An 11,742-nucleotide genomic window follows, 5' to 3' on the forward strand; every position below is an offset into this window, starting at 1 on the left:
TACCGGCAATTTTTTGGGATTGGGCCTCAGCGCTGCCTGCGGCTTTCGCATTTTTGTGCCGCTGTTGGTGATGAACCTGGCAGCTCGCTCCGGGCATCTGCCGTTGGCTCCCGATCTGCAGTGGATTGGGTCGGAAGAGGTGCTGTCGGTTTTTGCGGTGGCTACCTTTTTCGAGGTTGCTGCCTACTGTGTACCCTGGGTGGATAACCTGCTGGACGTGGTGGCAACGCCGGTGGCGGTAGCGGCCGGGATCCTGGTGATGTCGGCGGCAAGGGATCCCTCTACACTGGAGAAGGTTTTGAGTTGTGAGGGGTTGCTGCCATGCCGCCTCGCTGGCCCCGGAAGCCCTCCCGTCGGGATCCTGAGTTTCGCAAGCTGGATGACCGCTACACCTACGCGGCGCATCTGGCTGTTTTTCTCTGCAGCGCGTCGGGGCTGGTGTTTTTCCAGCAGCTGTATCGGGCGGATTGGCCGTGGCTGCTGCCGCTGTTGGGCGGGTGGGGCCTAGGCCTGGGGATCCACAGCTTCTGGATCTTTTTTGTGGCCCGCTATCCTGCCGATCCGGATTTGGTGGAGCTCCCCCCCGAAGCCAACGAAGACTCTGCAGAAGCCGGCTAGCGGCCTCCTTCAAGGGGAGCCAGAAGAGAAGAGGCGCTGTCGTCGTTGCCGCTGCAGCAGCAGGGGGGAAAGGTCGCTCTCGTCGTAGATATCCCCCACCAGCTCTTCCAAAATGTCCTCCAGCGTAATGAGGCCGGTGGTGCCGCCAAACTCATCCACCACGATCCCCAGGTGTTGGCGGGAGCGCAGCATCTCTTTGAGCAGCAGGCTGACGCGCTTGGTCTCGGGCACAAAAAAAGGCGGGGACATGGCCTTGGTCACCTCGGCATTGCCCTTTTGCTCCAGGTAGCGCAGGGCCTGCTTGAGGTGGATGACGCCGACGATCTCGTCCTTGGATTCCCCCTGCACGGGGATGCGGGAGTAGCCCGTCTCCAGGCAGAGCTTCACCACATCCTGCAGCGTTTTGTCGTGGGAAATGGTCTCCATTTTTACCCTTGGCTTGGCCACATCCCCAGCCTGGAGCAAATCCAACGCCATCGCCCCGCGAAACAGGCGCCGTTTTTGCCAATCCAGTAGCCCTCGCTGCCCCAGCACATCGATCAACAGCTCCAAATCCTTGAGGGAAGCGGTGGCTGTCAGCGGCGAGAGCTCCAACAGGTTGAACAGTCTCCTGACAACCCACTCAGAGGCAGCGGTAAAAGGGCGCAGCAGCACCGAGAGGACATGGACAGGCCGCACCACCCAGCGGAACACTGCCAGCGGATGGCTCACCGCCAAAGACTTGGGCGCCACTTCCCCCACCAGGAGCACCAGGATCGTGGTGGGCACGGTGGCGGCCAAAGCTCCAAACTGGGATCCCAGCAGCTCAATAGAGATGGTGGTGGCCAGGGCGGCAATGCCGATGTTGACAAAGTTGTTCACCAACAACAGGGTGGTGATCATCCGCGAGCGCTGTTGTTGAGCCAGTCGATAGAGGCCTTGCGGATCCCCTTGTTCTTCGATCAGGGACTCCAAGCGCAGGTTGTCCATAGCCGTGATGGCGGTTTCCGCTCCGGAGCAGGCCCCTGAGAGGAGAAGCAGAAAAGCCAGGAGGAGGAAATTACCCATAGTGCTCGCGGCTACCCAGAGCCGGATACGAGTGATTTGGGCCGAGGGGGAGCAGGGCAGGCCAGTATCTCTTCGTCAACAGGATTCCTACCTTAGCGGTTCTGGCCAAGCGCATCGCCCCCCCAAGGCTCAACACCTCAGAATTGAATTGGCCCCATCTCGCAAGCTTGAGAAAATCTTCAGGGTTCAGATAACTTCAGATAATATCGAAATGGGCTGCCCCGGATCGCTCCAAAAGCTGCCGGTACAGCCTCACAATTTTGTCTTCCACCTCAGCTTGGCTCAGGTGGTCCGTGTCGATCAGAATGGCATCGGGGGCAGGCCGCAAGGGAGAGATAAGCCGCTCGCTGTCGCGGCGATCCCGCTGCTCGATCTGAGCTTTTAACTCTTCGAGGGACACCACTTGTCCTTGGGCTTGCAGTTGGTGTTGCCGGCGCTGGGCCCGCTCCCCCACCGAGGCGGTCAAAAAGACTTTCAGCTCGGCATCAGGAAAAACATGGGTGCCGATATCTCGCCCCTCCAGGACGGCCCCCCCATCCCGTCCAATGAGGCGTTGCCGCTTCACCAGCTCCTGCCGTACCCCCGGCACTGCCGCCACCTGAGAAACCCAGCGGGTCACCTCTGGGGAACGAATGGCCTGGGTAACTTCCTCACCGTCGGCCCAGATGCGGGTGGGTTCGTCGGCCGAGGGGCCACTTTGTAGGGTTAGTTGGGTTTGGGCAGCCAGTTGGGTCAGTTGCTCGGCGTCGTCCAACGGGATCCCCCGCTGCAGCGCCAGCCAGGTGATGGCCCGGTACATCGCCCCCGTATCCAGGTACAAGAGCTGCAGTTGAGCGGCCACTGCCCGCGCTACGCTGGACTTCCCGGCCCCTGCCGGGCCGTCGATGGCAATCAGCGGGCGACGCCCCCTTTTCGGGGAAGGAGGCACTGCACTCTGCTGTTCTTGGGGCAAGGGATCCACCCCTTCCGGGGAAAGGAGCAGGTTGTCGATGAGGCGAGTTTGCCCTACATAGGCGGCGATGGCCAGTAGCCCCTTATCTTTCACCTCCGATAGGGGCTGGAGGGTTTGCGGATCCACCAATTCCAGATATTGCACGCGCAGCTCGGGGGTGCGCTCCAGCTCAGCACGGGCGGCGGCCAGGATCCCTTCGGCGGAGGGATCCCCGGCTTGCCAGTGGTCGTAACCTCGGCGCAGGGCGCGGTACAGGCTGGCGGCCACCTGCCGCTCCACTGCCGAAAGGTAGCGGTTGCGGGAGCTGTAGGCAAGGCCGTCGGCTTCTCGCACGGTGGGGCAAGGGACAATGGTGGTGGGAATTTGCAGATCTTGAACCAGCCGCTGGATAATTGCCAGTTGCTGGGCATCCTTTTGGCCAAAATAGGCCCGCTGCGGCTGCACCAGGTTTAGCAGTTGCAGCACAATGGTGGCCACGCCGCGAAAATGCCCCGGTCGGTGGGGGGCGCAGAGGGTCTGCAAAAGGGACTCAGGAGGCATGACCCAGGTGCGATCGCCGGCAGTGGCCGGGTCGGCCCCCATCTCCTGCGGGTCGGGGGCAAACACCACATCCACGCCCGCGGCTTCACACAGAGCCCGATCCCCTTCCTCGTCGCGGGGGTAGCGATCCCAGTCTTCGTTGGGGCCAAATTGGAGGGGGTTGACAAAGATGCTGACCACCGTGTGGTCACACTCTTGGCGGCAGCGGCGAATTAGGCTGAGATGTCCTTCGTGCAGGGATCCCATCGTTGGCACCAGGCCTATGGTAGATCCCCGCCAGCTCGCTACCTGCTCCCGCAAAGCCGCCACCGTGCGCAGCCACTGCATTGCCATGCCACCTCACCTGCTGAGCCACTCTCTTGCCGACGGTTTGGTGCCAGCTTTTTCCTCCCTGGCTTTCACAGACCCATCTTATTGCCGCGCTGATACTGTCTGTAGGCGGCCACAAACAGGCCTGCCAAGGTAACCAGCACCATCCCCAAAACGATCCCCAGCAAAATTGGCTCGATCACAACCTAGGCCTCCTACTTCAAACCTAGATCATGATAAGCCAAGCCCAAACTCTTCCTCACCTTGCCCGGGGGGATCCCTGCCAAAAGTCAAAACAACGAAGGTACAGGGGACGCCCCCAATTGCCTCGGTGGAGGGTCAAGTCTCCACGGCTATGGCTTGCTCTTTGATCGCTTTGATCGCTTCGTTGAACCTGCAACTGTCCCGCCCGAACTTGCCGAAAGATGTTTCCCAACCACAACTGCTCTCCCGCTTTGAAGGAGTGTCTGGCTGGGCTGGAAGAGCAACTGCGCCCTCTGGCAGACAAGGCCGTTCCCCTGTTGGTGGCAGACTCGGATCCGCTGCAAGTGTGGGCTGCCGTTTTGGCCTGCCAACACCTGGGGATCCCCCTCTTCTTGGCCAATCCCCACTGGGGAGGACGAGAGTGGGGGCAGGCTCTGGCCAGCCTGGGATCCGCTTGGCGCTGGCGGCGAGGGCAGTTGCAGGAGGGTTCTGCCTCCTCCCACCCCCCTCTGCAGCATTGGCAACAGATCCTACCCAGCGCCGATTGGCCAGTAATCGGGATCCCTACCGGTGGCTCCGGCGGCCAGGTGAAATGGGCAGTGCACTCCTGGCGTACCCTCAGCGCCTCTGCCAGAGCCCACCAGCAGCACTTCAGCGTGGATTGCGTCCATAGCTATTGTGTCCTGCCCCTGTACCACGTCAGCGGCCTGATGCAAGCTGTTCGTTCCTGGCTGAGCGGCGGCCAGTGGATTGTCTGGGATTGGAAACGACAGCAGCAGGCCGAGGCCTGGGATCCGCCTTTGCCGGGCAGCTTTCTGTCGCTGGTGCCCACCCAGTTGCAGCGGCTGTTGCTCAACGCCCAGCCGGGAGTCTTGGAGAGCCTGCGCCAGTTTCGAGCCATTCTGGTTGGCGGCGGCCCCACCTGGCCCAGTTTGCGGCAACAGGCCCGGCAACTGCACCTGCCCTTGGCCCTCACCTATGGCATGACCGAAAGCGCCTCCCAGGTGTGTACGCTCCTGCCGGAAGCCTTTTTGCAGGGGAGCGATAGCCTGGGGCGGCCCCTGCCCCACGCCACCCTGGAGATCCGCGGCGAAGCAGGGGATCCCTTGCCCGCCCAGACGGCGGGCCACATCCACGTGTGGGCGGAATCCCTGGCGCTGGGCTACTACCCTTTGGCGAGGGAGGCTGATGGCCTGGGCAAGTGGCAACAGCGGGGCTTCACCCCTGGAGATTGGGGCTATCTGGACTCAGACGGCTATCTCTACTGGCTGGGCCGCGCCGACGACCTGATCCTGACCGGCGGGGAAAAGGTGATGGCGGCCGAGGTAGAAGGGGAGATCCGGGCCAGCGGCTGGGTGGAGGATGTGTGCGTGCTCGGCCTGCCCGACGGCGAGTGGGGCCAGCAGGTGGTGGCGGTGGCCGTGCCCAAGGCTGGGATCCCTGCCCTCCCCGTAGAGCTGGAGAGGCACCTAAAGCAACACCTGAGCCAACAACTGAGCCCCTTCAAGCACCCTAAGCAATGGCTATGGTGTGCCGGGATCCCGCGCAACGCCCAGGGCAAAGTCAGCCGCCAACAGCTGCGGCAGTGGGCGGCCCAGCAGTTGAGACTGGCAACGCCAGGCAGCTAGCCGGATCCCTCCCGGATGCCCAGACGGGCCAAGTCTCGCCAGATTTCAAAGGCCAACTCGCGGTTGTGTGGCTCTGTGGCCAAAGCTTTTCTCAAGTAAGCCTCTGCCTGCTGGTAGCGACCCTCGCAGATTAAATGATTGCCGAAGCGCTGATAGGCCAAAGCCAAGATGTGGATGGCTTCCTTGGAGTTGGGAAACCGCTTCAGCAGCGCCTCCGCCAGAGCCACTGCCGTGGGCAACTTACGCTCGCGCCAAGCCGCCTTGACGCGGGCAATCCCTGCCTCAAGGGATTCCCGAGCCGGTGGTTCTGCTGAGATGGAGCCTGACCCAGTGGTGCGTACAACCACGCGCCTTTCCCCCCTCACAGAACTGGGTGGAGAGTGTCGTTGGGCGTCGTAGCGCCGCCGCTCTTCAGGGTTGCTCAGCACTTGGTAGGCCTGGTAGATCTGCTCAAATCGTTCTCGGGATCCCTCTCCTGCCACATCGGGGTGAAACTGCCGCGCCAACCGGCGAAAGGCTCGCTTGATATCTTCGCTGTTCGCTTGGGGAGAGAGGTTCAGGATTGCATAGTAGTCCATGAGCGGCAGCAGAAGAGAGGGTGAGGGGCTGCTGAACCTGGGCGAAGAGTCAGCTCTGGCTCGGAGCTACGCCGATCATGCCATGCCAACCTGGGCTGAACCAAGGGATCCCCTCGGCGCTCATGCAATTTAGATCCAATCTAGTAGAGAATCATTCTCATGTTGAGGCATGGTGCTGCATTGACCATTCTGACTGAGCGCTAAGAGGCATCTCTTCGCACAGCTACCTCAGAGGCAGGGATCCAGTGCTAGACTTTGCCCAAGTTGTAAATTCCAGACTTTGCCTAACTCTACTCCTAACTGTTCTCAAAGTACTTTTAGCTGTCTCTAAGTCCTATTTCTGAGTGACTATGAGCGAAGCACTGCACCGCGCCCTTGCCAATGAAGACCCGCAAGGATTGCTGGCTTACTTGCAGCAAGGGGGACATGTGAATGCTCCCGATTCGCAGGGGTTCACCCCGCTTCACAAAGCAGTACTCATCGGCAATCTGGAGCTGTTGGACTTGCTTTTGGCTTATGGCGCTTCCGTCGACTCGATGGATTCCACAGGGGCTACGCCGCTCCATTTGGCTGCTGCCAGCGGCCAGGTGGAAGTGGTGGAGCGGCTTCTCAAGGCAGGCAGCGATATCGATCTGCTAGATCGCTATGGATACACTCCTCTCCATCGGGCTGCCCTAACCGATCAGGCAGAAGTTATTGGTCTGCTGATCCAAAAAGGGGCAAAAACCTGTGGCGTTCTCCACTGGGCTACAGCTACGGGTAGGAAAAGCGTTCTCGCCCGCTTGCTCTCCAAGGGGGCACCGGTGGATGCCGTTGATGAGACGGGGCGAACTCCTCTGCACGAGGCGGCCACACAAGGACACTTGGGCATCGCTCGCTTTCTCATTTTGTACGGGGCCGATGTCAACGCGCGCAACCGCTTCGGGGCGACACCCATGCACTGGGCTGCCTGGGAAGGGCATATCCAGATCCTAGAGCTGCTGTTGGAAAATGGGGCCGAATTAAACCCCCGCAATCACGATGGACACACTCCCCTCGCCTATGCCCAGAAACGTCAGCACAGGCTAGCTGCCCAATGGCTGCAAGACCGAGGCGCAACCCTTTAGTTTGGCTTAAGGGATCCCTACTTCTTGGGAGACGGGAGATAGAGTTGGAAGGAATTCCACAGAAAAAGGAGAGAGGATGTTAGATTTCCCCTCTCCGATCTCTTCGTCGCGGTTAGCGTTAACGCCATCTAGATTCTAATCGATAACTCGCATCTGGTTCAATTCCTTTCTCCAGATTTTAATCTTCTTCCAACATCATTTTTTAGAGAACAAAACAAAGACGGAACAGCTAGCTTGTTCCGAAAACATCCGTTTATCTCCTTACTTTCTAGAGGATTGGTAGCCATTCCAAATAGCTCAAGATACTTCCCCAGCGCTTCACGCCGCTTTCGCTTGCTGGCCCGCCGACGCAAGCGCGATCACCCTCGACTGCTACCTCCTACTTCAACACGATGTTGGCGGAAAACCTCCCCCTCTCCCATTAATTGATATTTAGTCTCATTAACTTTGTGGAGAAAAAGGGATCCCTGCCAAGCGCAGGATGGCCAGTTCCGCCGGCGCGGGATCCCTGCTGCGTCCAAGACAAGAGAGGAAGACTGATGGATATGACTCCACCACTCAACCGGGTGACAGTATAGCACTATTGAGATTAAGTTGCAATATATCCCCAGGGCACATCGGTTCCTCTTTGATAAAGACTTGCATCAAACCGAGTGAGTCTGGTAGAGTACCTAGCTAAAGTAGTTGGAAAAATTTGCAGCTAGGTCTTCGCAGGTTGCGGAGTGGTGAGCATGACATGGCAACAGGTTCAGGCGGGCGTGTGGTGTCGGCAGTTGGGGCAATTGGCGCCCCAGTGGTGGCTGGGGTGGAGTCCTGAGCAGGGCTTCCGGCTCTATCGCCAAGAGTCCCTACCTTCTCTCTCTGCTTTGCGGATTCGCTGCCAAGAGCGAGATGGCTGGCTGGATGTGTTTTTGGGAGAAGCGGAGCAACATCTCCAGCGGCGGCGCAGTCTCTTAGACGCAACGGCGCGGGTGGCTTTGCACTACTTGCCGGAAGAGCTGGTTCAGATTCGGTCTCTTCCACGTCCTCATGAGCGCATTCCTCTGGAGCTTTGGCAGCGGCTAACCCAGCAACGGAGTTGAGGTCTACCCAAGAATTCTTAAAAAACCATTAAAACCCTTACTGAGCTGCATTCAAAGTCACTTCACCCCGCGGGGATCCGAGGCGACCGGGAAGGCGGAAGTTCTCTTCCCTTCCAGCCTTTCTTGCTCTGGGGAGCGATAGCCCCTCTGCTCTTTTTCTCTCCGCCTGGCCAGGCTTAAGCTGGGAAGGGAAGTGCAGCGGCTGAAGCCATGACCGTTTCTGAGCACCAACCCAAGCCACGCTTTGAGCAGCAAGCCGGTGGGCTGACTGCTCGCCGCCTTTTGAAGGGATCCATCATCGGCGCCGGGCAGGTGGGCATGGCCTGCGCCTACGCGATGCTTATCCAGAACACCCTCGATGAGCTGGTGATCCACGACATCGACCGCGCCAAGCTGGAAGGGGAAGTGATGGATCTGGTGCATGGGATCCCTTTTGTGGAGCCGACGCGGATCTGGGCAGGGGAGCTGGCCGATTGTGCCGGGTCAGACGTGGTGATTGTGACGGCGGGGGCCAAGCAGCGGCCTGGAGAAACCCGTTTGGATTTGGTTCACCGCAACGTCGAGATCTTCAAAAGCTTGATCCCGGCCCTGATGGAGCATTGCCCCAGCGCCATTTTCCTGGTGGTGAGCAACCCCGTTGACGTCATGACCTATGTTTCCCTGAAGTTAGCGGGGCTGCCGGCGGGGCAGGTGCTGGGGTCGGGAACGGTTTTGGATACGGCTCGCTTTCGCTATCTGTTGGCCCAGAGGCTGGGGGTGGATCCGCGCAGCCTGCACGCCTACATCATCGGCGAACATGGGGATAGCGAGGTGGCCGTCTGGAGCAAGGTGAACATCGCCGGCACGCCGATTGGCCAGCTCTCGCCGGAATGGGATCCCGCCCATTTGGGCGATATCTTCGAGCAGGTGCGCAATGCCGCCTATGAGATCATCCGCCGCAAAGGGGCCACCAGCTATGCCATTGGTCTGGGGGTGGCACAAATTGTCCAGGCCCTGGTACGGGATCAGCGGCGCGTTTTAACCGTGAGCAGCCTCACCCAGGGAGAATATGACCTGCCGGAGGTCTGCCTTAGTTTGCCGAGAGTGGTCGGTCGGCAAGGGGTGGAGCGCACGCTGGCCATGTCCCTCACCGAGAGCGAGCGGCAGCAACTGCACCGCTCTGCCCACATCTTGCGGCAAGTCATCGACAGCATCCGGTGGTAGAGCTGGGCTGCCGGATCCCGTTTGTTTTGGATCCACCGTTGGGTTCGCTACGGCTGTGGCTGACGGCAGGAGGTGGTCTGTGGAAGCGGACGTGCAGCGAGCACAGCAGGCCCAACTTGAGAAAGGCTCCTCTGTTCCCCCCTGGACAGGGATCCCGCTGCAGAAGGGTCTCGGCCAGCGACTGCGGCAACACGTCAACCCCCTGCAGGCTCAGTACCAACAACCCACCCCCCCACCCCACTGGGAACGGGTGTATCGGCGACTGGGGCAGCCCTTGCATTTGGATATCGGCTCAGGGAGCGGACGCTTTTTGCTGCGCATGGCCCAGGAGCAGCCCGACTGGAACTTTTTGGGGGTAGAGATTCGACAGCCGCTGGTGGAGCGGGCCAATGCTTGGCGGGACGAGCTGGGGCTGGATAACGTCCATTTTCTGTTTGCCAACATCAATGTCTCCCTGCGGCATCTGTTTGCGCCGGGAGATCTCAGCCGGGTCACCATCCAATTTCCGGATCCCTGGTTTAAAAAGCGCCATCACAAGCGGCGGATCGTCCAACCGCGACTGGTGGCGGATCTGGCCCTGCTGCTGCAACCGGGCAGCCCCGTCTTCCTGCAGTCGGACGTGCGGGAAGTGGCCGAGGAGATGGTCGATCGTTTCCTAGAGCATCCGCAGTTTTGGAATCCCTACCAGGGGCCCATCGATGACAACCCCTTCGGCATTCCCACCGAGCGGGAGTGGCAGTGCCTGCAGTTGGGTCTGCCCATCTACCGTTATTGGCTAGAGCGACGCTGACCCCTTTATCCGGCTGAAGCCAATAGAAGCTAGGATATAACCCGCTGGAGTTGCCTCGGTTGCTGCCATGTCTCCCTCTGAAGCCACGGCCTCTGTCGATCCCTTTTCCGCTTGGCTTTCTGTTCGCCGAGGGATCCTCAACCTGCTGAGCCTATTGGCCCTTTTGATTGTCGGGCTTTCGCTTTCCAGCAGTTGGTTTCAGCCGCCGCCGCAAACGCAGTTGGATCTGTTGCAAACCAATCTCGCCCTGCAGGCTGCCCGCACCCTCGACGATCCCCGCTATCAGGACCTGGCGCGGGCTCTCCTGGGGCAGAACGTTTTCGAGCTGGCCCACAATCGCTACCAGCAGGTGGCCGACAACTACGCCGAACGCCTGCAGCGCCTCAAACGGATGGCACGGCTGGAAAGGGCGACTTCCTCGGCAGGGGGCAAACCCGAATTGGCCAGGGTATCAGATGCGGTGGGGCCGGCCTCAACCCCAGAAGAAGTGGATCCCGTCCTCCTGGCTTCTGTCCAGGATCTGCAGGCGGAGCTGGACGCCCTGCGGCTGCGCCTGGGTCTGCTCTACGTCTACCAGGAGGATCTGGAGGCAGCCCAGCAGCAGTGGCAAGAGGTAGTCGATCCAGAACGTCCCTTGGAGCTGGAATCCGGCCAGAAGAGGGTGGCACAGGTTTTACAAGGGCTGTGGGGAACGCCACGGCGCATCTTGCCAGAGGCCGAGGTGCAAATCCGCAACCACCTGGACGGTTGGTTTGAGGCGGTGGCCCTGCAGCAGCTCTACCGGCTGCAACAGCGCAGCGACAGCCTCAATGCCCTCAACCAGCAGCAGGAAAAATTGGCCTTGGCAGCCCTGTTCCGGCTGGCGGTGGTGGGCGGGATCCCGCTGCTGGGGGCGCTGCTGGGGCTGGTGCTCTTGTTGGGCTGGCTGGGCTGGAGCTTCTGGCGCCAACGTCCTCTTGTGGGCCCGCCGTGGGAGGTGCCTTGGCCGGGGATCGGGGCGCAGGCGGTCCTGACCGGTTGGTTTTTGGGTTTCATTCTCCTCAATGCGCTGGTGCCTCGCCTTTACACGGTCGGGCTCGGCCTGGGGACGCAGCAGCTCAGCCCTTGGCATCAGGCGGTGGCCCTGTTTCTCACCTACAATGCGGGCGCTCTGCTGGGGGCGGCGCTGTTGTACCGGCTTCTTCGGCTCTATCCCGGTTGGCAGAAGGTGCTGCAGGTGCGGCTGTGGGGCCCTTGGATCCTCTGGGGCCTGGGCGGCTACTGGGCGGCCCTGCCTTTGGTGGTGCTGGCAGCGGCGCTGTCGCAGTTGCTGCTGCCCCAGGCAGGGGGCGGGAACCCCATCTTGCCTCTGCTGCTGGAGAGCCATGGCTGGGGGGCGCGCTTGGTGTTTTTGGCCGTGGTGTCTGTCTGTGCCCCTGTTTTTGAGGAGGTGCTGTTCCGGGGCTTTTGGCTGCCGACGCTGAGCCGCTACTTGCCGATGGGGGCTGCCATCTTGCTCAGCGCCTTCACCTTTGCCCTTGCCCACCTCAACCTTTCCGATCTGTTGCCTTTGACCATGCTGGGGGTGGTGCTGGGGGTGGTGTACAGCCACAGCCGCAACCTGCTGGCCCCCATCCTGTTGCACAGCCTCTGGAATACGGGATCCCTGGTCACGCTGCTGGTGTTGGGGGGCGCTTCCTGAGGGG

At 60.6% G+C, this 11,742-nt stretch carries 12 protein-coding genes; 8 read left to right on the forward strand and 4 right to left on the reverse strand.

Going from position 1 to position 11,742, the window contains the following annotated elements; translation table 11 throughout:
• Positions 1 to 13 precede the first annotated feature (13 nt).
• Positions 14 to 508, forward strand: coding sequence for a DUF4126 domain-containing protein (locus tag CYA_RS15480; RefSeq protein WP_011431443.1), 495 nt, complete (start codon positions 14 to 16; stop codon positions 506 to 508).
• Positions 436 to 618, forward strand: a complete 183-nt coding sequence (locus CYA_RS12460; protein ID WP_369781493.1) for a hypothetical protein — start codon at positions 436 to 438, stop codon at positions 616 to 618. Before CYA_RS15480 ends, CYA_RS12460 begins: the two co-directional genes overlap by 73 nt.
• Before the next feature lie 9 nt (positions 619 to 627).
• On the opposite strand, the gene CYA_RS12465 is transcribed toward CYA_RS12460, so the two are convergent.
• The 3 genes from CYA_RS12465 to petG form a co-directional block, all read right to left on the reverse strand.
• Positions 628 to 1,665, reverse strand: a complete 1,038-nt coding sequence (locus tag CYA_RS12465; protein WP_011431445.1) for a hemolysin family protein — start codon at positions 1,663 to 1,665, stop codon at positions 628 to 630.
• 196 nt (positions 1,666 to 1,861) lie between these two features.
• The gene (locus tag CYA_RS12470) at positions 1,862 to 3,484 is read right to left on the reverse strand and encodes a bifunctional pantoate--beta-alanine ligase/(d)CMP kinase (RefSeq protein WP_011431446.1); all 1,623 of its coding nucleotides are present in this window, start codon (positions 3,482 to 3,484) and stop codon (positions 1,862 to 1,864) included.
• Between the two features lie 71 nt (positions 3,485 to 3,555).
• The gene (gene petG / locus CYA_RS12475) at positions 3,556 to 3,669 is read right to left on the reverse strand and encodes a cytochrome b6-f complex subunit V (RefSeq protein ID WP_011431447.1); all 114 of its coding nucleotides are present in this window, start codon (positions 3,667 to 3,669) and stop codon (positions 3,556 to 3,558) included.
• A gap of 222 nt (positions 3,670 to 3,891) precedes the next feature.
• Between petG and CYA_RS12480 the strand changes: the two genes are divergently transcribed.
• Positions 3,892 to 5,298: a 2-succinylbenzoate--CoA ligase gene (locus CYA_RS12480; protein WP_011431448.1), complete on the forward strand. Its 1,407-nt coding sequence runs from the start codon at positions 3,892 to 3,894 to the stop codon at positions 5,296 to 5,298.
• Here CYA_RS12480 and CYA_RS12485 read toward each other — a convergent pair.
• Positions 5,295 to 5,876: a DnaJ domain-containing protein gene (locus CYA_RS12485; RefSeq protein WP_011431449.1), complete on the reverse strand. Its 582-nt coding sequence runs from the start codon at positions 5,874 to 5,876 to the stop codon at positions 5,295 to 5,297. The genes CYA_RS12480 and CYA_RS12485 overlap by 4 nt on opposite strands.
• A gap of 350 nt (positions 5,877 to 6,226) precedes the next feature.
• On the opposite strand from CYA_RS12485, the gene CYA_RS12490 reads away from it, so the two are divergent.
• The 5 genes from CYA_RS12490 (at position 6,227) to CYA_RS12510 (ending at position 11,738) form a co-directional block, all read left to right on the forward strand.
• A complete protein-coding gene (locus CYA_RS12490) occupies positions 6,227 to 6,982 on the forward strand; it encodes an ankyrin repeat domain-containing protein (RefSeq protein WP_011431450.1) in 756 nt (251 codons plus the stop codon).
• A gap of 731 nt (positions 6,983 to 7,713) precedes the next feature.
• Positions 7,714 to 8,064 (forward strand): hypothetical protein, encoded by a 351-nt coding sequence (locus CYA_RS12495; RefSeq protein ID WP_011431451.1) that lies wholly within the window; start codon positions 7,714 to 7,716, stop codon positions 8,062 to 8,064.
• 282 nt (positions 8,065 to 8,346) lie between these two features.
• Entirely contained in the window at positions 8,347 to 9,267 is a 921-nt protein-coding gene (locus CYA_RS12500; protein ID WP_011431453.1) for an L-lactate dehydrogenase, read from the forward strand.
• Positions 9,268 to 9,424: 157 nt separating this feature from the next.
• The gene (gene trmB / locus CYA_RS12505) at positions 9,425 to 10,057 is read left to right on the forward strand and encodes a tRNA (guanosine(46)-N7)-methyltransferase TrmB (protein ID WP_041439245.1); all 633 of its coding nucleotides are present in this window, start codon (positions 9,425 to 9,427) and stop codon (positions 10,055 to 10,057) included.
• Positions 10,058 to 10,124: 67 nt separating this feature from the next.
• On the forward strand, positions 10,125 to 11,738 hold the full coding sequence (locus tag CYA_RS12510; protein WP_011431455.1) for a CPBP family intramembrane glutamic endopeptidase: 1,614 nt from the start codon (positions 10,125 to 10,127) through the stop codon (positions 11,736 to 11,738).
• Positions 11,739 to 11,742: the final 4 nt, after the last annotated feature.

It is taken from the genome of Synechococcus sp. JA-3-3Ab (genome assembly GCF_000013205.1).
In the GTDB taxonomy this organism is placed as follows: domain Bacteria; phylum Cyanobacteriota; class Cyanobacteriia; order Thermostichales; family Thermostichaceae; genus Thermostichus.

What these genes read in the sequence shown, in the direction of transcription:
- CYA_RS12465 (WP_011431445.1), bottom strand. Translation starts at nt 1,665, where the DNA reads ATGGGTAATTTCCTCCTCCTGGCTTTTCTGCTTCTCCTCTCAGGGGCC.
- CYA_RS12470 (WP_011431446.1), bottom strand. Translation starts at nt 3,484, where the DNA reads ATGCAGTGGCTGCGCACGGTGGCGGCTTTGCGGGAGCAGGTAGCGAGC.
- CYA_RS12480 (WP_011431448.1), top strand. Translation starts at nt 3,892, where the DNA reads ATGTTTCCCAACCACAACTGCTCTCCCGCTTTGAAGGAGTGTCTGGCT.
- CYA_RS12485 (WP_011431449.1), bottom strand. Translation starts at nt 5,876, where the DNA reads ATGGACTACTATGCAATCCTGAACCTCTCTCCCCAAGCGAACAGCGAA.
- CYA_RS12490 (WP_011431450.1), top strand. Translation starts at nt 6,227, where the DNA reads ATGAGCGAAGCACTGCACCGCGCCCTTGCCAATGAAGACCCGCAAGGA.
- CYA_RS12495 (WP_011431451.1), top strand. Translation starts at nt 7,714, where the DNA reads ATGACATGGCAACAGGTTCAGGCGGGCGTGTGGTGTCGGCAGTTGGGG.
- CYA_RS12510 (WP_011431455.1), top strand. Translation starts at nt 10,125, where the DNA reads ATGTCTCCCTCTGAAGCCACGGCCTCTGTCGATCCCTTTTCCGCTTGG.